The sequence below is a fragment of the Vibrio metschnikovii CIP 69.14 genome (genome assembly GCF_000176155.1).
Classification (GTDB): domain Bacteria; phylum Pseudomonadota; class Gammaproteobacteria; order Enterobacterales; family Vibrionaceae; genus Vibrio; species Vibrio metschnikovii.
This window is the reverse complement of the sequence record NZ_ACZO01000006.1, coordinates 1,063,951-1,086,553: the sequence shown is the minus strand read 5'-3', so window position 1 is coordinate 1,086,553 and position 22,603 is coordinate 1,063,951. Positions and strand designations below refer to the sequence as shown.

At 45.1% G+C, this 22,603-nt stretch carries 17 protein-coding genes, 1 pseudogene and 1 riboswitch; of the genes and pseudogenes, 10 read left to right on the top strand and 8 right to left on the bottom strand.

All coding sequences use genetic code 11. The features are described from left to right. Positions 1–16: 16 nt before the first annotated feature. From VIB_RS08310 to VIB_RS08290, 5 genes and pseudogenes are all read right to left on the bottom strand, one after another. Complete coding sequence (locus VIB_RS08310) at positions 17–496, bottom strand: hypothetical protein (protein WP_004395503.1); 480 nt, start codon at positions 494–496, stop codon at positions 17–19. A 171-nt stretch (positions 497–667) separates the two neighbouring features. Next, a pseudogene (locus tag VIB_RS08305) lies at positions 668–1,668 on the bottom strand (LacI family DNA-binding transcriptional regulator). A 145-nt stretch (positions 1,669–1,813) separates the two neighbouring features. Further along, on the bottom strand, positions 1,814–3,247 hold the full coding sequence (locus VIB_RS08300; protein ID WP_040904390.1) for a 6-phospho-beta-glucosidase: 1,434 nt from the start codon (positions 3,245–3,247) through the stop codon (positions 1,814–1,816). Positions 3,248–3,313: 66 nt separating this feature from the next. After that, complete coding sequence (thiD, locus tag VIB_RS08295) at positions 3,314–4,198, bottom strand: bifunctional hydroxymethylpyrimidine kinase/phosphomethylpyrimidine kinase (RefSeq protein WP_004395501.1); 885 nt, start codon at positions 4,196–4,198, stop codon at positions 3,314–3,316. 105 nt (positions 4,199–4,303) lie between these two features. Then, positions 4,304–4,401, bottom strand: a riboswitch (TPP riboswitch). 251 nt (positions 4,402–4,652) lie between these two features. After that, on the bottom strand, positions 4,653–6,092 hold the full coding sequence (locus tag VIB_RS08290; protein WP_004395500.1) for a sucrose-specific PTS transporter subunit IIBC: 1,440 nt from the start codon (positions 6,090–6,092) through the stop codon (positions 4,653–4,655). Positions 6,093–6,345: 253 nt separating this feature from the next. Between VIB_RS08290 and VIB_RS08285 the strand changes: the two genes are divergently transcribed. Both VIB_RS08285 and VIB_RS08280 read left to right on the top strand, forming a co-directional pair. After that, positions 6,346–7,347, top strand: a complete 1,002-nt coding sequence (locus VIB_RS08285) for a LacI family DNA-binding transcriptional regulator (protein WP_004395499.1) — start codon at positions 6,346–6,348, stop codon at positions 7,345–7,347. Positions 7,348–7,477: 130 nt separating this feature from the next. Continuing rightward, positions 7,478–9,106, top strand: a complete 1,629-nt coding sequence (locus VIB_RS08280) for a glycoside hydrolase family 32 protein (protein WP_004395498.1) — start codon at positions 7,478–7,480, stop codon at positions 9,104–9,106. Positions 9,107–9,273: 167 nt separating this feature from the next. On the opposite strand, the gene VIB_RS08275 is transcribed toward VIB_RS08280, so the two are convergent. Further along, positions 9,274–10,191, bottom strand: coding sequence for an aminoimidazole riboside kinase (locus VIB_RS08275; RefSeq protein ID WP_004395497.1), 918 nt, complete (start codon positions 10,189–10,191; stop codon positions 9,274–9,276). Positions 10,192–10,442: 251 nt separating this feature from the next. Between VIB_RS08275 and VIB_RS08270 the strand changes: the two genes are divergently transcribed. From VIB_RS08270 to VIB_RS08240, 7 genes are all read left to right on the top strand, one after another. Beyond that, a complete protein-coding gene (locus VIB_RS08270; RefSeq protein ID WP_004395496.1) occupies positions 10,443–10,826 on the top strand; it encodes a DMT family protein in 384 nt (127 codons plus the stop codon). A gap of 575 nt (positions 10,827–11,401) precedes the next feature. Continuing rightward, the gene (locus tag VIB_RS08265; RefSeq protein ID WP_004395495.1) at positions 11,402–13,033 is read left to right on the top strand and encodes an ABC transporter substrate-binding protein; all 1,632 of its coding nucleotides are present in this window, start codon (positions 11,402–11,404) and stop codon (positions 13,031–13,033) included. Between the two features lie 104 nt (positions 13,034–13,137). Next, complete coding sequence (gene oppB / locus VIB_RS08260; protein ID WP_004395494.1) at positions 13,138–14,058, top strand: oligopeptide ABC transporter permease OppB; 921 nt, start codon at positions 13,138–13,140, stop codon at positions 14,056–14,058. 15 nt (positions 14,059–14,073) lie between these two features. Beyond that, positions 14,074–14,976: an oligopeptide ABC transporter permease OppC gene (gene oppC, locus VIB_RS08255; RefSeq protein ID WP_004395493.1), complete on the top strand. Its 903-nt coding sequence runs from the start codon at positions 14,074–14,076 to the stop codon at positions 14,974–14,976. 24 nt (positions 14,977–15,000) lie between these two features. After that, positions 15,001–15,972 carry an ABC transporter ATP-binding protein gene (oppD, locus tag VIB_RS08250; protein ID WP_004395492.1) on the top strand — a complete coding sequence of 324 codons (972 nt, stop codon included), beginning with the start codon at positions 15,001–15,003 and terminating at the stop codon, positions 15,970–15,972. Further along, the gene (oppF, locus tag VIB_RS08245; protein WP_004395491.1) at positions 15,969–16,961 is read left to right on the top strand and encodes a murein tripeptide/oligopeptide ABC transporter ATP binding protein OppF; all 993 of its coding nucleotides are present in this window, start codon (positions 15,969–15,971) and stop codon (positions 16,959–16,961) included. The genes oppD and oppF overlap by 4 nt, the downstream gene beginning before the upstream one ends. Before the next feature lie 195 nt (positions 16,962–17,156). Next, the gene (locus VIB_RS08240; protein ID WP_004395490.1) at positions 17,157–18,104 is read left to right on the top strand and encodes a glutathione S-transferase family protein; all 948 of its coding nucleotides are present in this window, start codon (positions 17,157–17,159) and stop codon (positions 18,102–18,104) included. Positions 18,105–18,193: 89 nt separating this feature from the next. On the opposite strand, the gene pta is transcribed toward VIB_RS08240, so the two are convergent. Both pta and VIB_RS08230 read right to left on the bottom strand, forming a co-directional pair. Next, the gene (gene pta, locus VIB_RS08235; protein WP_004395489.1) at positions 18,194–20,338 is read right to left on the bottom strand and encodes a phosphate acetyltransferase; all 2,145 of its coding nucleotides are present in this window, start codon (positions 20,336–20,338) and stop codon (positions 18,194–18,196) included. Between the two features lie 189 nt (positions 20,339–20,527). After that, complete coding sequence (locus VIB_RS08230) at positions 20,528–21,724, bottom strand: acetate kinase (protein WP_004395488.1); 1,197 nt, start codon at positions 21,722–21,724, stop codon at positions 20,528–20,530. A gap of 351 nt (positions 21,725–22,075) precedes the next feature. Between VIB_RS08230 and yfbV the strand changes: the two genes are divergently transcribed. Beyond that, a complete protein-coding gene (yfbV, locus tag VIB_RS08225; RefSeq protein ID WP_040904387.1) occupies positions 22,076–22,528 on the top strand; it encodes a terminus macrodomain insulation protein YfbV in 453 nt (150 codons plus the stop codon). The last annotated feature ends 75 nt before the right edge of the window (positions 22,529–22,603 follow it).

Genomic DNA, 22,603 nt, shown 5'->3' with positions numbered 1-22,603 from the left:
CCACAGAAATCGAGAATTAAACCCCAGCGCGTTTCAGTAGTCCGGCCATCAGTGGCGAGCTGGATTTCACTTGTTTAGATTTATTTTGTAGGCTTTTCACTAGCTGCGGCTGATTAATGCTTTTGGCAATATAAGCCATGGCCTGATAAAAACCGGCAGCAGAGTTGATTTTGGCTTTATCATTGAGGGGTGCCAGCAGCTGAACCATCGCCGTACCACTCATGCCATTATCGATAGCGTGTTGCTGAACGGCATCCAACAAATGATCCAAATCGGCTAACGCTTCGGTGCTTTCTATCCCTTGTTTTTGCATTTCTTTGCGGTTGCGCTTGCGAATTTGTTTGATCACAAAGGCAGGTTGGTTAATCTTTTTAAAACCAAAATAACCAGCGGCCACGACAAGAACTAGCCCACCGACCACATAACCCCAGATAGAGCCAGAAGAAGATTCAACCATAGGTTGAATGGCATCAATACTGGTTGCGATATCAGACATACATATTCCTTACTTTAGAGAAAACTTAACTATTAGGAGGGTAGTTAAGTGTGAAAAGACCATCATTGACTGACCTGCAAGGTGTTGCTTTGCGTTTTATCAACAATAGTGCAAAAGGCAGCCTTGGTTATATCATTTAATCGGCGCAATGTGATCGTTTCACGTTGAAAATTAAGCGGACAGTGACGACTCACGCACGATCAACTGGCCAAGATAGGTATGATGCAACGACGTCACTGGCTGCTTATTAGCAAGCATCACCGCGCATTGTGTCGCCGCCTGAGTTAACTCGACGATCGGCAGCGCCACGGTTGATAAACTTGGAATGGCATACGCGGCAGCGGGTTCGTTATCAATACCAATCACGGCAATATCTTGTGGTACGCGCTGGCCGTGCTCATGTAAAGCGCGAATGGCGCCAATCGCCATATCATCATTACAGGCAAAAATCGCACTAAAGTTTACGCCACGAGTGAGTAGCTGCTGGGTAGCATGGTAGCCCGAGCTAAGACTATTATCGCCAGCGACGATAAATCAGGGTTAGGTTCAATATCAGATTGCGCGAGTTGCTGCTGATAAGCGGCTAAGCGGAGTTGCCCAGTTTCACTGTTGAGCGGTGAAGTAAGACAAGCAATCGCTCGATGGCCAAGGGTTAATAAGTGCTGCATAGCAAGGGTAGCTAATTGAGTTTGATCTAAGCCAAAGCTTGCTAATGTTGAAGTGGAAAAGCGTCGATTCAACACGACCAATGGAATGGCGTGTTCGTGTTGCCACTGGCTCAGCTCGGTTTCGCTTAAATGACGGCTATAGATCATAATTGTGTCGCAGCGTTGATTCGCCAATGTTTGCAGCGCTTCTCGCTCACCTTGGGCGCTATTTTTACCATTGACTACCAGCAATTTTTTGCCTGCTTGCTGAGCCCCTTGTTCGGCATGATGCAGAATGCTACCAAAATAGCTGCTTTGAAAATGCGGCAAACTTAAACCAATCGCATGCGAGGTATTGGTGGCCAGCGCTTGCGCTAAGGTATTGGGTTGATAACCGAGTTGTTGCATGGTAGCAAGAACCGCTTGGCGGGTAGACTCTTTAACTTGGCCATTGCCGTTCAGCACTCGTGACACCGTCGCTTTAGACACTCCGGCGGCTTTACATACATCATTAATGGTGGCCATGACGACAATTACTCCTAACTGATCCTGCCCTTTGTTACTTGAGTGTGCAAAGGGCAGGTGAGTGTAGCGTGTTATTCATCTCAGCTCTATACCCTTCCTACTTGCCGCCTAGCGGCAACTTCAAGTGGTTTGGGTATCGATGCAATTAAATAATTTGTCCGTTACTGGCAATCACTTGCTGGTACCAGTAAAAGCTTTTTTTCTTCGAGCGCGCCATGGTCCCAGTGCCATCATCGTGCTTATCGACATAGATGAAGCCATAACGTTTTTTGTATTCACCGGTGGTAAAAGACACGCAATCAATACAGCCCCAAGGGGTGTAACCCATCACCTCAACACCATCGTAGTTAATGGCGGTCGCCACCGCTTTGATGTGCTCGCTGAGATAGTTAATTCGATAATCATCATTAATTGAACCATCCGCTTGCACTTCATCAATCGCGCCAAGGCCATTTTCGACAATAAAAATTGGCTTTTGGTAACGCTCATACAGTTCAGATAAGGCAACACGTAAACCGTCGGGATCGATTTGCCAGCCCCAATCTGACGCGGGTAGATATGGATTGAGACGGCTATTTTCAAACAAGGAGGTGGTTTGTCCTTCCTCTTTCTGGGTTGAGACAATATTGGTCATGTAGTAGCTGATCGCGAGGTAATCAGCGCAGCCTTCACGTAAAATTTGCTCATCCCCAGCGGCCATTTCGATTTGGATATTTTTACGTTGCCATTCTTTAATCAAATAACTTGGGTAGTAGCCACGTACTTGAACGTCACTAAATAGATACTTTTCGCGCATCAGCTCTTGTGCGAGCAACACGTCTTCTGGACGACAAGTAGCTGGGTAGAGCGGCATGATGTGGATCATGCTACCGATTTTAAAATCAGGGTTTATCTGATGGCCTAATTTGACCACTTGCGCACTGGCAACAAATTGATGGTGCAGCACTTGGTACATCATCTGTTCAGGATTTGGGTAATCGGTGTAGATCATCCCTGAGTTACAATATCCCCAAATCGGCAGTTTCCAGTTACGCTGATTGTTAATTTCATTAAAAGTGATCCAGTATTTGACTTTGTGCTGATAGCGCTCCATCACGGTCTGGCTAAATTTCACAAAAAAGTCGATCACTTGGCGATTCGCCCAACTGCCATAGTGTTTCACTAAGTGATTCGGCATTTCGAAATGCGAAAGGGTGATGACCGGTTCAATGCCGTATTTCAATAGCTCATCAAACAGATCATCATAAAATTGCAGCCCAGCTTCGTTAGGTGTGGCTTCATCGCCGTTCGGAAAAATCCGCGTCCAAGCAATCGATGTGCGAAAGCATTTAAAGCCCATCTCAGCAAATAACGCGATATCCTCTTTATAACGTCCATAAAAATCAATCGCTTCATGGTTAGGATAAAACTGATCGGATTCTACGCTATCGGTGATTACTCGCGGTACTTCATGCGCCCCTTTAGTCAGCACATCAACCACACTCACGCCTTTACCGTCTTTGTTCCAGCCACCTTCTACTTGGTGAGCCGCCACTGCGCCGCCCCAGAGAAAATCTTTCGGAAAACTGTACTGTGTCATAGGTTACCCCTTAATCATCTTATTAGAAACATGCTTAACCTGTGGCTAGTCTAGATCGTTTTTTACTCAATTGGAACCGGTTTCTGTAACCGGTTCCAATTTTTTCTGTTCGGTGTGAACTTTGCCGTGAAGCGCATAGAAATGATGCACAGGCCCATGGCCTTTACCTACCTGTAACTGGTCAGCATGTAAGATGGCTTGCGAGATATAATGCTTTGCTCGCGTTACGGCTTGCTCAAGGCTTAAGCCTTGCGCGAGGTAAGAAGCGAGCGCTGCAGAAAGGGTACAACCTGTACCATGAGTATTGCTGGTGTGGATTCTTCGCCCTGAAAAACACCTTACCTGCGAGCCGCAGATCAGCCAATCGTGACTATTTACTGATGCAGTAAAATGGCCACCTTTAAGCAGCACCGCTTGGCTTGGCAAAGCTTGTAATGCGGTGATGATCTCATCAAGTTGCTGGTCGTGTTTTGGCATCGGACAGCCAGTTAATACCACGGCTTCGGGTAAGTTGGGGGTAATAACCGTGGCTAATGGTAATAACTGCTGTTTTAAGTTATTGACGGCTTGTTCGGCAAGTAACGCATCACCGCTGGTGGCGACCATTACCGGATCTAACACGATAATCTTTGGTTGATAGTGACGGAGTTTTTCAGCCACGATATGGATAATCTGGCTATCAGCCAGCATACCAATTTTTACCGCGGCCACGGTAAAGTCACTAAAAATCGCATCCAGTTGACTGGCAATGTGTTCAATGGCAATCGGCAAAATTGCCGTTACTCCAAGGGTATTTTGTGAGGTGATGGCGGTAATGGCGCTACAAGCATAGCTACCAGTGGCGGAAATGGCCTTGATATCGGCTTGGATCCCGGCGCCCCCGCCGCTATCTGAGCCAGCAATGGTTAATACGATTGGGATGGGTGAAATAGCAGACAAGCTGTTGGTCATGACAGGCTCCTATACATGACGTATAGGAACTGACCAATGACGACCAATATGGTCGAAGCTAAATCATCGTATACACATTGATGCTAGTGGTATGCGAAGGCTGTGTCATTGGTTGCCATAGTTCCCTACGTCAGTGCTAACTGAATCAGGTTCAACGGGTCTCGCAATGCGATCTCAGCCTTAAGGCTCCCCGACTATAGTGGTGCATATCCTGCCGACTTAACGCGACAGGGTTATTGGATAGGTCCCCTTTTAGCGACAATTTTAAGCCACTTGGATAGACTGATTGATTTTATAACAAGCATTAAGATAACAATCAATCCAATCAGTCCCTGTGGGATAAATAAAAATGCCCACTCAAGGAGTGGGCAAAGCGTAAGATTAACGGTTGATGGTTTGTCGCGTAATCGATGTTCAAAGCGACTTAATAATTTTTGCCGTTAAGGGGGATACCTTACGCGTTAGCACGAGCACCTAGTTTTGCTTTTTCACGCATACCGAGCAACAAGGTGAGGGCAAATGACGCAACAAAGGCGATGACCATGCCGACCACGTAGTAGCCAATTTTATCAGGACTGATGGAGATAATACCCGGTAAACCTGCCGCACCTAAAGCGTGTGCTTTTACGGTAAATAAAGTAATAAATGCACTGGCGATGGCTGCACCGCAAATCGCTGCGATAAACGGATAACGTAGCTTTAAGTTAACCCCGAACATCGCTGGTTCTGTAATACCTAATAACGCGGTGACGCCAGAGGGGACCGCTATCCCTTTCATTTTAGTCTCTTTGGTGGTCAATCCTACGGCTAAGGCAGCAGCACCTTGCGCCACATTGGACATGGCAGCGATAGGGAAAATAAACGTACCACCAGTGATAGCGATATCTACCAAAAGCTGAGTTTCAATCGCAATAAAGCTATGGTGCATACCTGTGATTACAAATGGAGCATAAACGAAGCCAAATAGTGCGCCGCCGATAAAGCCCGCTGATTCATACAACCAGTTTAAGCCATCGCCTAATAGGAATCCGACATCACGAGTTAAAGGACCGACGACAGTAAAGGTCAGGAAACCAGTGATAAAAATGGCCAGCATGGGCGTTAATAGGTTATCAAGCACCGAGGGGATGATTTTTCTTAACCCGTTTTCTACTTTAGCTAGAATAAAAGTCGCGACGAGTACCGGTAATACTGAGCCCTGATAGCCAACTTTCTGGATTTCTAAGCCTAAAATATTCCAAGTAGGAATATCACCAGTTAATGAAGCGCTACCAAATCCCCAGCCATTGAGAAGATCAGGGTGAACCATGAGCATACCCAAAGCTGCGCCAAGGAAAGGATTACCGCCAAATTTACGTGACGCGGAAAAAGCCAGTAAAACCGGTAAATAAACAAAAGGGGCGTTGGCGAAGGTATTGATCATACTCGCTAAATCGGCCAGACCTGGATTGGCGTCAATCAGTGATTGCCCTTCGATAAATAAACCCTGTGCCGTTAATAGGTTATAAAGACCCATTAATAAGCCCCCCGCGACAATCGCTGGGATGATGGGTACGAAAATATCCGATAAGCCTTTCACTGCACGTTGGACAATATTCTGCTTTTGTGCACCAGCTGAAGCCACATCATTGGTGGACATCTCAGCAAGGCCCGTCAACTTGGCCATTTCAGCATAAACTTGGTTAACAATGCCTGAACCGAAAATAATTTGGTACTGACCTGCGACTTTAAATTGACCTTTTACACCATCGAGATCTTCAATGGCTTTTTCATCAATCAGCGATTCATCACTGATCGCCAAACGTAGTCGAGTGGCACAGTGTGCGAGTGCTTGAATGTTGGCTTTGCCACCCAACAGCTCAATAAGTTGTTTTGCTATGACTGGATAGTTCATAACTCACCCCGGTTGTTGTGAATGATTTATAGGATAGTTTTAATGATTACAGTTGTTTTTTTTGGGAACGTTTGCAGTTTTAATAATCATCAACAAATCGCGACAGGTCAAAAGGAAATCAGTAAATATGTGAATAGGATCGCCAAAACCCGCAGTGATAATTAACAAAACAAGGGTAGAATCACGCATTAAGAACGATAAGATGGTAGTGATTTTGCAATCAATCCCAATGTGATGATGGAATGAGAAAATAATGGCAAGTTTGCATGATGTAGCGCGTTTAGCTGGTGTATCAAAATCGACCGTATCACGAGTGATGAATGACGAGTATGGTGTTAAAGAATCTACCAAAATCAAGGTGTTAAAAGCGGTTGCTGATTGTGGTTATATGGTCAATCAGGTTGCAAAAGATCTCAAATCACAAAAGACCAATTTGATTGGAGTGATTGTGCCTCGGGTCTCTTCCCATGCCACCGCGCAAGGGGTTGATGGTTTAACGGCTATTTTTGAACAAGCAGGAAAGCATGTATTACTCGCCAATACTCATCAAATTCATGCTAAGGAATTAGAATACATTCAAATCTTTAATCAAAAGCGGGTTGAGGGAATCATCTTCTATGCGACTCACCTTGATGAGCCTTTGATTAAAGCGATTCAACAATCTCATGTTCCCGTTGTATTAATTGGTCAGGATGGCTCGTTATACAATATCCCTAGCGTGGTGCATGATGATTTACGAGTCGGGTTTGAAGCAGGTAATCGCTTAGTCGCGGCTGGATGCGAGCAGATCGGTTTTATCGGTGTGCAAAGTGATGATTTGGCGGTAGATGCCCTTCGTTCGCAAGGGCTAGCTCAGTCACTAGCGCTTCATCAGCGAGAGTTATTGTTTCATGCACGTGGTGATTTTTCGATTGAATCAGGTTATCGGTTAGCTAAGCAGCAACTACAAGTTTTCCCTCAACTCGATGGACTATTTTGTGCGACTGATCGATTAGCGGTCGGGGCAATTAAAGCCCTGCATGAGAGCGGTCGAATTGCGGGTCAGCAGGTGAAAATACTTGGGGTCGGTAATGACGAGTTGGCTTATGTCAGTACTCCAAGCTTATCAACGTTCAATTATGCTTTTGATAAAGCAGGAGAAAATGCCGCAAAAATGTTGCTTGATCGTATTGCTGGACAAGGTTTAGAAATGAGTAAAGTCGTGCTGACCTTTCAAAATATTGATCGTGAGACTTGCTCACCATTGGTCTCGTAGAGACTCGTCGACAATTTTGTGTTCTTTCTCACATTGCTCTCGTCGAGTTACTCATGAAAATCAGAAATACTTGCCTATCGGCGTAATGTCTTATACTTTTTGAGAACGTTCCCGACTTGATGGTAATTCTATGTCTCTTAATTTGTTGATTGAACTCGCTGGTGGGATAACCAATATTCTGCGTATTTTAGCACCAGAAGGGCGGGTAACCGTTGCGGTACGTGATTTACAGCAGGTTAAACCGCTGCCAACGTCGATAGTCTCAGAGTCGGTATTAGGGGAGTGGCAGCTTTCTATGCCGATCAGTGATGAAATTTCTGAACACGATTTGGCAGAGGTTGGCATTCACATTGCAAAACAGCAACGTCAACAAGCCAAAGCTTATTTACCGCCGACCGAAAGTGTATATCGTCCGCAATGGCATATTTCGCCGCCACAAGGTTTGCTCAATGATCCTAATGGTTTTGTTTATCATCAAGGTGAATATTATTTATTTTATCAGTGGCACCCGTTTGCTTGCCAACATAAAGACAAGTACTGGGTGCTACTCAAAAGCCAAGATCTTATCAACTGGCGTTGGCATTCGATTGCTTTAACGCCTTCAGATTGGTTTGACAGTCACGGTGTATTTTCAGGTCATGCGGTGAGTGATAGCGACGATCTGTGGCTATTTTATACCGGAAATACCCGCTTAGGGCATGGTCGTCAGCGGCAAACCATGCAGTGCGTTGCGAAAGCTAACTCTGAAGGTGGTTTTACAAAGCTGGGCCCTGTGATACGCACGCTACCAGATGGTGTCACTGAGCATATTCGTGACCCCAAAGTGGTGTATAAACAGGGCCGCTGGCGGATGCTGCTCGGCGCGCAAACTCAGCAATTAGCGGGCTGTTTGGCCGTTTATCATTCGGATAACTTACAAGATTGGCACTTTGATGGATTGTATGGTCAAGAATTAGCGCCTTATGGTTATATGTGGGAATGCCCAGATATGTTTGAACTTGATGGCCAAAGTTTGGTTGTTTTTGGTCCACAAGGTATCCGCTCGCCTAATCCTCATCACACCATTGAACATCACAATCGAATTTTCACCGTTGCCGACAACCAGCAAGGACAGCTACAATTCTTACAAGGTTGGGAGCTTGATTGTGGTTTTGATTTTTATGCGCCGCAAACGGCACTGACGCCAGATGGACGCCGTGTACTCTGTGGTTGGATGGGGCTACCGGACGAGGTCGATCATCCTAGTTGTGCTGATGGTTGGATCCATCAATTAACCGCGTTACGTGAGTTACGGTGGATAAATGGTCGCGTGATACAGAGCCCGATTCGTGAACTCACTCAGTTGCGCGGCGAAAAACGCTCACTACATTTGACCGAGCAGGGCATCGACATTGGCGGTAAAAGTTATGAGTTACTGGTCACTTTACCTTGGGGGAGTGAGCTGCATTTGATGAAAAATAGTCAGCAGCAAGTCGTTTTGACGCTTGATGAGCAGAGCCAAACTTTACGTTTAGATCGTAGTCAAACTGAGATTCGTCAAGGGGATACGATACGAGAAATCAGTCTGACTACGCAGCAGGTTGAGCTACAAATTCTGGTTGATCATTCGTCGATTGAAATCTTTATCAACCAAGGAGATCAAGTGATGAGTAGCCGTGTGTTTACCGCGCCGGATGCTACGCAAATCGCTTTGTTCGGCGCTGAGGTAGAAGCGGATTACTTCCCCCTTCAGGCAACATTAAAGCCGTTTGCTGCTTAAGGTTATTCTGTTCCTATTTGCAACTGCAGCGATGTTAGCTACGTTCGTTCATCCCAATCAAATAGTTTGTCTATGCTCATTGGGATGAATTCATTTGCCGCTTATCTGTGACTCCAAATCGTTTGGGTATAGCGGCTGTTGGTTCAACAAGACCAACAGCCATTCAATTAAGATTCGATAAATTCGAGTAACGCTTGTTGGTCAGGCAAAGCCGTCATCGCCCCTTTTTGAGTAGTAGCTAATGCACCGCAGCCATGTGCCCATTGGATGGCTTGGGTCGTATTTTCTTGCCAGTTGGAACTTGTCGCTAATTGGTATAACAAACCACCGACAAATGCATCGCCTGCGCCAGTGGTATCAATAGGTTTGACCACTTTACCTGTCACTAACTGTTGTTGTTTGCCTGTTACTACTAAAGCACCTTTTGACCCTTGAGTGACCACCACTAAGGGTAAGGCGAGGGGAGCTAATGCGGTTAACCCTTGCTCAATAGTTTGTGTTTGAGTTAAAAAAGTCAGCTCTTCTTCAGAGAACTTGACTACGTCAGCTTTACTGACTGCCTGCATGACGACCTCGATAATCTGCTCCGGATTCTGCCAGACTTCTTCTCGTAAATTAGGATCAAAACTAACATAACCACCGGCTCGTTTGATTTGTTCTATGGCTGCAAATGTGCTGCTGCGACTTGGCTGGTTGGCAAGAGCGATAGAGCAAACATGTAGCCACTCCCCTTGTTTAAAGGCTGGAATATCGGTTGGCTGTAGGAACTGATCAGCACTGGGTTTGACCATAAAAGTGAAGCTACGCTCACCTGAGCTATCGAGATCAACCACCACGGTTGAGGTGCGTTGCTGATCATCGAGAATAAGATGTTGGCAATCGACTTGTTCTGTTATTAAGGTTTGTTGGATAAATCGACCAAAGGGATCGTTCCCGACTCGACCAAAAAAAGCGCTTTGTCCACCTAATCTTGCAATGGCAACGGCAACATTAGCAGGAGCTCCTCCGGGGCATTTTAAGTAATGCTTGTCGCCTTCAGGAATTAAATCGACGACGGCATCGCCCGTTACCCAAATTTTGTTCATTATTATTTCTCCGATCATGGTTTTGCTTAGTGTAGCCGATGGGCCAGGGTGGAAAAAGCATCAAATAAAAGCTAGAAGATTTCACTTCTAAAAATGTGATCAGTTAATGATAAATGTGGTTAATGTAGGATTTTTAGCTCATTTTTCGGTATCGTTCCCAGTTTGATTGAAATTACTATTGAGTGGATTGACGAGAGCAAAAACTCAGCGCAAACTGCGCTGGTTTTCCTACTTGATCCGGAGCGTTCATCATGTTTGCCCTGCCACCGATGTTGGTCACTATTGGTCTGTTATTGATCAGTAATGTTTTTATGACCTTCGCTTGGTATGCCCACCTAAAAGATCTAGCTCATAAACCTTGGATCATTGCCGCATTGATCAGTTGGGGCATCGCTCTGTTTGAATATATGTTTCAAGTGCCAGCAAACCGGATTGGTTATACGGTGATGAACTTAGGCCAACTGAAAATATTGCAAGAAGTTATTACGTTAACCGTGTTTGTGCCTTTTGCGCTGATTTATATGAAAGAACCTTTCCGCTTGGATTTTGTCTGGGCTGGATTGTGTTTACTTGGCGCGGTATTTTTTATTTTTCGTCCCCAAATACTTGAAATACTAACCCGTACGATGGGTTAACTGCTTGTGAGCTGAATATCGCCACAGTGGTTTAAATCAATGGATTCCGTGGTAATAATTCTTACTGTGAATGCAACATGCTGGGGCAATATGGTCAGCTTAGTGCAAGGTAGTGACCCTCTTCACAGAACGTAGGGCTTTAACAGGGGATTATTACAATAAGTTAGACGTTCTACTGTTTAAATGTTAATTTTTTGCTAAATTGACGGCGGAAGATACTGCTAATCGGGTTTCAAGCAGTGCTTATGCCCGACTTGTCTAAAGATTGTTTCCCTTGTCGATTAAAAAGGCTACTGGCTAAGTAAGTGGTGGTTTTAGTCACTAGGGCGTAACCGCAAACGCGCAGCGGTGCAGCGTTATAGTGGAGTAATTGCCTAATAATTGATGTGGGTTAAGGATATCATTGGTTAGCTTTACATTTTATTTGCAAATTACTTCGATGATTGCTAATGTGCGAAATTCTTTATTAGGTCTAGGTTATATTGCTTGGTTTTTGCGCTAAGCCACCTGATTCAGGCCGTTCTGAAGGCTTAATAAAGAGTCATGGATGCAAAATAAAAACTTGGAGTTTATGCATGTACAAAAATAAAATCACACAAGCCTTGTTACTTGGCGCAGGTTTAACTGTCGCTACGGCCTCTTTCTCTGCGCTCGCTGCTGATGTTCCAGCAGGGACTAAACTTGCTCCTGTTCAAGAGCTTATCCGTGGTAATGGTACTGAAGTTGCTTCTCTCGATCCGCATAAAACCGAAGGTGTACCAGAATCGCACGTGATTCGTGACTTGCTCGAAGGTTTAGTTAACCAAGATGCTGATGGTAATACTATTCCTGGTGTTGCCGAGCGTTGGGAAACCTCAGATAACCAAACTTATACCTTCTATTTACGTAAAGACGCAAAATGGTCTAATGGCGATCCAGTGACTGCGCAAGATTTCGTTTACAGCTGGCAGCGTGCGGTCGACCCTGCTACTGCGTCACCTTATTCTTGGTATATGGAATACACCAAGATGAAAAACGCGAAAGAGATCATTGCTGGAGAAAAAGCCAGCACGACATTAGGTGTTAAAGCATTAGACGATCATACTTTGGTGGTTGAATTGGATACGCCACTGCCGTATTTCGTGATGATGACTGGTCATACCACAATGAAGCCTGTCCATAAAGGGACGATAGAGAAACATGGTGATGAGTGGACTCGCGCGGGTAATTATGTCAGCAATGGCGCTTATATGTTGGACCGCTGGGTGGTCAATGAGCGTTTAGAGCTAAAACGCAATCCCAATTACTGGGATGATTCAAAAACAGTGATTAACAAAGTCACGTTTTTACCGATTGAAAACCAAGTCGCAGAGATGAATCGCTTCTTATCTGGCGAGATTCACATTACCAACGAAGTGCCGATTGAACATTTCCGCCGCCTACAACGTGATCACGCTGACTCGGTTTCAGTCGTGGGAAGCTTATGCACTTACTACTATGGTTTCAATAACCAAAAACCGCCTTTGGATGATGTGCGAGTTCGTAAAGCACTCTCTTTTGCTATTGATCGTGATGTCATCGCCAATGCGATTATGGGTCAAGGTCAAAAGCCAGCTTATTTCTTAACGCCAGAAATTACCGCTGGATTCCAACCAGAGATGCCAGCGTACGGCAAAATGACTCAACAGCAACGTTTGGCCGAAGCGAAAAAGTTACTAGAAGAAGCGGGTTATAATCGTAGTAATCCACTGCGCTTTAATTTGCTGTACAACACTTCAGAAAACCACCGTAAAGTTGCTACTGCAATTCAATCGATGTGGCGTTCAGGTCTTGGCGTTAATGTTACGTTAGAGAACCAAGAGTGGAAAACCTATCTTGATTCACGCCGTGAAGGTAACTTTGACGTGACCCGTGCTGGCTGGTGTGGTGACTACAACGAAGCTTCATCATTCCTTACCTTGATGAAGTCAAGCAACAGCTCGAATGATCCAAGATATCATAACGAAGAGTATGATGCGCTGATGGCCAAAGCCATGGCAACTACCTCAGAAAAAGAGCGTCAGGCGATTTACGCTCAGGCAGAAAAACTGCTTGCACGTGACATGCCGATTGCCCCTATCTATCAATATGTTAAATCTCGTTTGTTATCACCACAGGTTGGTGGTTTCCCGAGCAATAACGCTGAAGAAAAAATCTACACTAAAGATCTTTATCTCATAGCAAAATAATAATTGAGTGGTTAAACCACCTGTTGTTCGACTCTGCATGTACGTAACGGTGCATGCAGTGTCGTTTGTATTTTTTATTATCACAGATTGGAAAGAGTGAGTTTATGTTTAAATTCATCGTAAAAAGGATATTTGAGGCAATACCAACCATGTTGGTATTGATCACCCTGTCTTTCTTTCTCATGCGCTTTGCACCGGGAAATCCGTTTTCTAGTGAGCGTCCATTACCACCGGAAGTCATGGCCAATATCAATGCTAAATATGGCCTTGATAAGCCCGTTTCGGTGCAGTACATCACTTATCTCGGTAATATTTTGCGTGGTGATTTAGGTCCCTCGTTTAAATATAAAGATTATACCGTGAATGAGTTGGTTGCGAGTTCACTACCCGTGTCGGCAAAAATTGGTGCTGCGGCGTTTATCTTTACGATTATTATCGGTGTCTCGATTGGTACGATTGCGGCGTTAAAGCACAATACTTGGATAGACTATACGATTATGTCGACCGCGATGCTCGGGGTCGTCATGCCTTCCTTTGTATTAGCGCCGGTATTAATTTATGTCTTTTCCATCAAATTAGGTTGGTTTCCGGCCGGTGGCTGGCTCGATGGATCCTTTAAATATATGGCGTTGCCAGTGATTGGTATGTCGTTGCTGTATGTTGCAACTTTTGCCCGTATCACCCGTGGTTCGATGATTGAGACCTTAAACAGTAATTTTATTCGTACCGCTCGAGCCAAAGGATTAAGTTATCACTATATCGTGTTTAAACATGCGTTAAAACCCGCTTTACTGCCGGTTGTCTCTTATATGGGGCCTGCTTTCGTTGGCATCATCACCGGTTCGGTGGTCATTGAAACTATTTTTGGTTTACCCGGAATTGGTCGTTTGTTTGTTAACGCGGCATTTAACCGAGATTACTCCTTAGTGATGGGAATCACCATTTTGATTGGTTTCTTATTTATCTTATTTAACGCGATTGTCGATATTCTTCTGGCTTATATCGACCCGAAAATTCGCTACTAGTTTGAGGGCGAAAGCATGTTAAAGAAACAAGAACACTTACAAGCCATAGAGAAATTTACCGAAAACCTTGAGATTGAAGGTCGTAGTTTATGGCAAGACGCTCGTGTACGTTTTATGCGCAACAAAGCGGCAATGGCGAGCTTATGTATTTTATGCTTCATCACTTTACTGGTGGTGTTTGGGCCGATGTTGGCTAATTTTAGTTACGATGAAACCGATTGGTATGCGATGCACGCGGCCCCTTCGGCAACCCATTGGTTTGGTACTGATGCCTTAGGGCGAGATTTATTTGTCCGGACCTTAATTGGCGGTCGAATCTCTTTGATGGTCGGGATCATGGGTGCGTTTGTTGCTGTACTAATTGGGACTTTATACGGCGCGGCTTCTGGTTTTATTGGTGGTCGTACCGACCGTGTGATGATGCGTGTTTTGGAAATTTTATACGCGATTCCTTTTATGTTTCTGGTTATCGTATTGGTGACGTTTTTCGGTCGTAATATTGTGCTGATTTTTGTTGCTATCGGAGCGATAGCTTGGCTGGATATGGCGCGAATTGTACGTGGGCAAACCTTAAGCCTACGCAGCAAAGAGTTTATTGAAGCTGCGCATGTCTGTGGTGTCAGTCAATGGCGAATCATTACTCGTCATATTGTGCCGAACGTACTGGGCATTGTTGCGGTTTACTCTACGCTACTGATCCCGAGTATGATTTTAACCGAGTCATTTCTTTCTTTCCTTGGTTTAGGGGTTCAAGAGCCGATGACCAGTTGGGGGGCGTTATTACAAGAAGGCGCTAACACAATGGAAGTCGCGATCTGGCAACTTATCTTCCCGGCTACTTTTATGATCGTCACTCTATTTTGTTTTAACTACGTCGGTGATGGGCTGCGTGACGCGCTCGATCCTAAAGACCGATAACCCAACTTAGCTAAGGAATAGATAATGAACTTATTAGATGTTCAAGACCTGCGAGTTGAGTTCTCGACTCGGGATGGCATGGTCACTGCGGTCAATGATTTAACCTTCTCTTTGCAACAAGGTGAGACCTTGGGCATTGTTGGTGAGTCTGGTTCGGGCAAGTCACAAACCGTGTTTGCTTTAATGGGCTTGCTGGCCAAAAACGGAAAGATCAGTGGCAGTGCTAAATTTGAAGGGCGAGAAATTTTAAACTTGCCTGAACGCGAATTGAACAAAGTTCGCGCAGAACAAATTGCAATGATTTTCCAAGATCCAATGACGTCGCTCAATCCATACATGAAAGTCAGCGATCAGTTGATGGAAGTGTTAATGCTTCATAAAGGCATGAGTAAGGCGCAAGCTTTCGAAGAGTCAGTGCGTATGCTCGATGCGGTGAAAATCCCCGAGGCACGTAATCGGATCACCATGTATCCTCACGAGTTTTCTGGTGGTATGCGTCAGCGGGTGATGATTGCGATGGCACTGTTGTGTCGTCCAAAATTGTTAATTGCCGATGAGCCAACGACCGCACTGGATGTGACGGTACAAGCGCAAATTATGGATTTGCTCAATGAGCTGAAAAAAGAGTTTAATACCGCGATCATTATGATCACCCATGACTTGGGTGTTGTCGCTGGCTCATGTGACAAAGTGTTGGTCATGTACGCCGGACGGACCATGGAATACGCTGACGTGGATGATATTTTCTATAATCCAAGTCATCCGTATTCAGAAGGGTTATTAAAAGCCATTCCTCGTTTGGATACGGAAGGGGAAATTTTACCGACCATTCCGGGTAATCCACCGAATTTATTACGTCTACCACCCGGTTGTCCTTACCAAGAGCGGTGTCATCGGGTGACCGATCGCTGTAAACGTGAGGCACCATCGCTACTGACTTTTGCCGATAATCGTCAGCGTGCTTGTTTTTCGGATTGGGAGGGATGGAATAAATGAAAGTAGCAAACAACCTGTTGTTGGATGTGCAAGATCTCAAAGTACATTTTAGCATTCCAGCCAAATCACCATGGCCATGGGCTAAACCCTCGACACTTAAAGCGGTCGATGGCGTGAATGTGCGCTTGTACGAAGGGGAAACCTTAGGTGTGGTGGGTGAATCCGGATGCGGTAAATCGACCTTTGCGCGAGCAATTATAGGTCTCGTAGAGGCAACCGAAGGGCAAGTGGTCTGGTTAGGGCAAGACTTAACCCGTCTGAATGCCGTTAAGCGACGCAATACCCGCAAAGATATTCAAATGATTTTCCAAGACCCATTGGCATCACTCAACCCGCGGATGACGGTGGGCGATATTATCGCTGAGCCACTACAAACCTTTTACCCTGAGCTATCTAAACAAGAAGTGAAAGATCGCGTTAAAGAGATGATGGCTAAAGTCGGTTTGCTGCCGAACGTGATTAACCGTTATCCTCATGAGTTTTCCGGTGGTCAATGTCAGCGTATTGGTATTGCTCGTGCGTTGATCTTAAATCCGAAAATGATCATCTGTGATGAACCCGTCTCAGCGCTGGATGTCTCGATTCAGGCTCAGGTGGTTAACTTATTGCAGCAGTTGCAAAAAGAATTGGGCTTGTCTCTGGTATTCATTGCTCATGATTTATCGGTAGTAAAGCATATTTCCGATCGGGTATTGGTGATGTATTTAGGTAATGCGGTTGAGCTGGGCACGTCCGAAGCTCTATTCTCCAATCCGCTGCATCCTTATACCAAAGCCTTGATGTCGGCAGTGCCGATCCCTGATCCTAAAAAAGAGCGCAGCAAAACCATTCAGATGTTAGAAGGGGACCTGCCTTCGCCGATCAATCCTCCATCTGGTTGTGTGTTCCGCACTCGTTGCCCACAAGCCACGGCAGAGTGTGCGCAAACCAAACCGCAAATCAAAGGTAATGATACTCACGCTGTGTCGTGTCTACACGTCGAAATATAGCCTCAAGGTCCATCTCTACCACATCGCCCCGAAAGATAGATCGTCTTTCGGGGTGATATTCAAATGGTTTTATTTGCTTCCCCATCAAAAATTTTGAACATCTAGGCCAATTCCCTACGGTTCTCTTCTTACGGCTTCATTTTATACTAGCGTATCAATACTGAGTAGCGAAATACGTAAAGAGAGAGGTCAAGCATGGGTAGACTAGTGGCAGGCCAATGGCAGGACGTTTGGTACGATACGAAACAGAGTGATGGGCAATTTGTGCGTGAAGACGCAGGCTTTCGCCATTGGATAGACAATACACCGAATGCTCGATTCACTCCCGATTCAGGTCGTTATCATCTGTATGTTTCTTTAGCCTGTCCATGGGCGCACCGCACGTTGATCTTTCGAGAGTTAAAACAGCTGACGGACCATATTGACGTAACAGTGGTTTGCCCTGATATGCTAAGCCATGGCTGGCAGTTTGGGATCCCCGAGCCTTTATTTGGCCATCGTTTTTTGCATCAACTTTATACTCAAGCCAAAGCGGACTATACCGGACGCGTTACTGTGCCAGTACTATGGGATAAACAAACCCAAACCATCGTCAGTAATGAATCTGCAGATATTATCCGAATGTTTAACTCGGCGTTTAACTCATTAACCGGCAATGATATCGACTATTACCCATTGGCATTACGTGAAGTCATTGATGATTGGAATGCTTTTATTTATCCCAATATTAATAATGGCGTTTATCGCTGTGGTTTTGCTACTACCCAGCAAGCATATGAAGAAGCGTATGAAGCACTCTTTGCGGCTCTAGATAAGGTAGAGCAACATTTGGTAACGCATCGTTATTTGGCTGGAAAAGTGTTAACTGAAGCGGATTGGCGGTTGTTCACGACCTTGATTCGTTTTGATGTGGTGTATGTGGGTCATTTTAAATGTAATAAGCGACAGATTGCTGATTATCCTCATCTTAATGGCTATCTTAAAGAGTTGTATCAGCATCCGGGAGTGCGTGAAACGACGGATTTTTATCATATCAAGCGGCATTATTATTTTAGCCATAGCATGATTAATCCAACGCAAGTGGTGCCAAGAGGTCCAGAACTTGATCTTGATAGTGCTCATGGTCGTGAACAGTTAAGTTAATCGACATTTGGTCGTCATGATTAAAAAAGCCCTCGAATTATATCGAGGGCTTTTTGTATGCCATTAACTGTGAGCAATCATTATCTCAATTATTTTTGCTCTTGGTCTGCTTGAATCGCGGTTAAGGCGATGGTGTAGACGATATCGTCCACTAAAGCACCACGTGATAAGTCGTTAACCGGCTTACGCATGCCTTGCAGCATTGGACCGATAGAAACCAGATCCGCTGAACGCTGTACTGCTTTATAAGTGGTGTTACCCGTGTTCAGATCTGGGAAGATAAACACCGTTGCTTTACCCGCAACTGGAGAATTCGGTGCTTTAGAAGCCGCGACATTTTCCATGATGGCAGCGTCGTACTGTAGAGGTCCGTCAATGATTAAATCAGGACGCTTCTCTTGAGCAAGACGAGTGGCTTCGCGCACTTTATCCACATCCGCGCCTTTACCAGAGGTGCCGGTTGAGTAAGAGATCATCGCGACGCGAGGCTCAATACCGAAGGCTGCCGCAGAGTCTGCCGATTGAATCGCGATCTCCGCCAATTGTTCAGCAGTTGGATCTGGGTTAATCGCACAGTCACCGTAAACCAAAACTTGATCAGGCAGCAGCATGAAAAACACCGAAGAGACGATAGAAGCGTTCGGTGCAGTTTTGATGATCTGGAATGGTGGAACAATGGTATTGGCTGTGGTGTGAACCGCACCAGAAACAAGACCATCGACTTCATTCGCTTCAAGCATCATAGTGCCGAGGAATACCGAGTCTTCCAGTTTTTCACGAGCGACGACTTCTGTCATGCCTTTCGCGCCACGCAGCTCAACCAAACGAGCAACGTAATTTTCACGAACGGCTGCAGCGTCAATAATTTCAACGCCTGCACCAAGCTCAACACCTTGCAATGCAGCAACGCGCTTGATCTCTTCTGGGTTACCAAGCAGTACGCATTTTGCAATACCGCGCTCTGCACAGATCGCCGCGGCTTTAACGGTACGTGGCTCATCACCCTCTGGTAGCACGATACGTTTGTTAGCACGACGAGCAAATTCAGTCAGTTGATAACGGAACGCTGGCGGGCTTAAACGACGTGTTGCTTGAGTGCCTTCGGTCAGCGAATCAATCCATGGGCCATCAATGTGGCTAGCAACATGTTCACTGACAAACTCAACGCGTTCTTTATCATCCGCTGGAACTTCAAGGCTAAAGCTTTGTAGGTTCAATGAGGTTTGCCAAGTATTGCCTTGCGCTTTGAAAATCGGTAGGCCAGTGTCAAAAGCAGGCTTACATAGGTTAGCGATCTCTTTAGGAATATCGTAACCACCGGTCAGCAATACGGCACCAATTTCTACGCCATTCATCGCCGCTAAAGCAGCAGCAACAATAACGTCAGGACGGTCTGCTGAAGTCACTAATAATGAGCCTGGTTTAAAGTGCTCAATCATATGCGGGATAGAGCGTGCACAGAAAGTGATGCTCTTAATGCGTCGACTGTTGATATCACCTTCATTAACGATTTCGGCTTTGAGATGTTTCGCCATATCAATCGCACGAGTCGCGATAAGGTCAATGCTCCATGGCACGCAACCAAGTACGCGAATTGGGCTACTGTTGAAGATTTGCATTACTTCAAGGTTGGCCTGTTTTGCACCATCGGCATCGTCAAAAATCTCTGACAAATCTGGACGAGTACGACCCGCATCATCGACTGGCGCATTGAGTTTGTTAATAACCACACCAGAGATGTTTTTATTCTTAGTGCCGCCAAAGTTAGAGCAAGCGACTTCAATACGCTCTTTGAGCTGAGTTGGATTATCAGTACCAGGCGTGGCAACGAAGACAATTTCAGCGCCTAACGTTTTAGCAATCTCTGCGTTAACTTGGTTCGCAAAAGGATGCTTACGCGTTGGGACTAAACCTTCGATTAACGTGACTTCGGCATCAACAATAATTTGGTTATAGCGTTCAACAACCGTTTCCAGTAGTACATCCATTTTTTCGCCGCCAATCAGCGCTTCGGCGGCTGACATAGCCATTGGTTCAGCAATTTTGATATCGCTACTATGACGAATAATGGTTGATGTTAAATCTGGCTGATCGCCACCGCTACGTGGCTGTGAAATTGGTTTGTAAAAAGAAACGCTTACACCTTTACGCTCCATGGCGCGCAAAAGACCCATGCTCACACTGGTTAAACCAACACCGGCACTGATTGGGACAAGCATAATAGTACGGGACATACGTTAAGTACCTCAACACTATCGATACAATCTAAACGAGTTAGATTGAAAGGAACAAAGCCCAACGCCGTATTCCGTAAGAATAGGTCTTGAGCCCCTAAAAAAATAGGCTACATCTTGAGACGCTAGATAAACCTTGCCGATAAGTAACACTATCGGCAAGGAAGGAAGAGTCGCCTACATGGACAATTAGATGCCTGCTAAGCGCGCAGTATCTTCAGCAATCACCAGCTCTTCGTTGGTTGAGATAACCATTGCAGGGATGCGGCTGTTTGCTGTGGTGATCACACCTTCGCCGCCAAAACGAGCTTTGAGGTTAGCGGCGCTATCGACTTCAATACCAAAAATTGCTAAACGATTTAGAACCATTTCGCGAATTGGACCCGAGTTTTCACCGATACCACCAGTAAAGACGATAGCGTCTAAACGGCCATCCAGGCTTGCAGTGTAACCAGCAACGTATTTCGCTAGGCGATGGCAGAATACGTCCATTGCGCGAGTGGCTTCTTCTTTTTCACCGTAGTTATCTTCAACGAAACGGCAGTCTGAAGTCACTTGAGTTAAGCCTTGTAGGCCAGACTCTTTGGTTAGCATCGTGTTGATTTGCTCAACCGAGTAACCTAATGCATCATGTAGGTGGAAAATGATCGCAGGATCGATATCACCACAACGAGTACCCATTACTAGGCCTTCAAGTGGTGTTAAGCCCATTGACGTATCAACCGATTGACCGTTTTTAATTGCACAAACTGAAGCACCGTTACCTAAATGGCAGTTAATTATGTTCAATTCATTGGCTGGTTTACCTAAACGCTCAGCGGCTTCACGAGCAATAAATAGGTGAGAAGTTCCATGCATACCGTAGCGACGGATACCGTGCTCTTTATAAAGATGGTAAGGTAGTGCGTAAAGGTAAGCTTCTTCAGGCATGGTTTGGTGGAATGCGGTGTCAAATACAGCAACATTTTTCAGCGCTGGAAAAGCTTTTTTAGCCGCATTGATACCAATGATGTGCGCAGGGTTATGCAGAGGTGCGAAAGTTGCAGCGTCTTCAATCCCTTTTAATACCGAATCATCGATTAGCGCTGATTGAGTGAATTGCTCACCACCGTGTACCACTCGGTGACCAATAGCTGCAAGGTTTTCAGCTAGTTCAGGTTTTGAAGCAAGGATGGTATCAACCATAAATGCGAGCGCTTCTTCGTGAGCTGCGCCATGACCTAATTGAGCTTCATGTTTACCATCAAGTTTCCACTTGATACGCGCTTCAGGAAGGTGCAGACATTCTGCAAGACCGGAGAGATGCTCATTGCCGTTTTCTGCATCAACAACCGCAAACTTGAGCGAAGAACTACCGCAGTTTAAAACTAAAACTAGCTTGGACATGTATAACTACCTGTATAATCAGTTAGGATAAAATTTAACCACAAGAATAGCTGAACCCGTAAAAAGTGAGAACTAATCTTGATCAATAACACGGTGAATATCCGTATAATAGGGACGTGACTGAATCAGTATAATCGTCGACGCATTCCATGCTGATTTCGTCTTACGGTTGCCTAAATTGTAAATAACAGCAACAATAAGATTGAGAGTCCGCAGAGGATAGCGATAATGGCTCAGTATAACAAAAAAAATTTGAAACAATATTAGCTTTCGTCAAATTTTTACGCCATTTGTTGAATCATTAAACTATTTTTTAGTCTTAAGGTTCATCAACAGTGAAGGAGAGAGGGTATGGCCAACAGAGCAGGAATCATCCATAGTTTAAGAGATGGCCAAAAGTACATGGATACCTGGCCAATGCGTAAAGAGCTCAACTTACTGTTTCCGGAAGCACGTATCATAAAAGCGACCCGTTTTGGCATTAAAGTCATGCCAGCCATTGCGGCGATTAGCGTACTGACTCAAATGAGCTTTCATAATTTACAAGCCATGCCACAAACCATTGTGGTGGCTCTGTTTGCGATCAGTTTGCCATTACAAGGCATTTGGTGGTTAGGCAGCCGTGCGAATACCCAGTTGCCTCCTTCATTGGCAGGCTGGTATCGTGAATTGCACCAAAAAATCATTGAGACGGGTTTTGCGCTTGAGCCACTCAAAGCGAAACCCCGTTATAAAGAACTGGCTTTAGTGCTTAACCGCGCTTTTCGTCAGTTAGATAAAGGGGCGTTAGAGCGCTGGTTTTAAATAAGATATCGATGGTCATATGACCATATAAACGAATAACACCGCGCCGCTGATTGAGCCGCGCGGTGTTTTGTT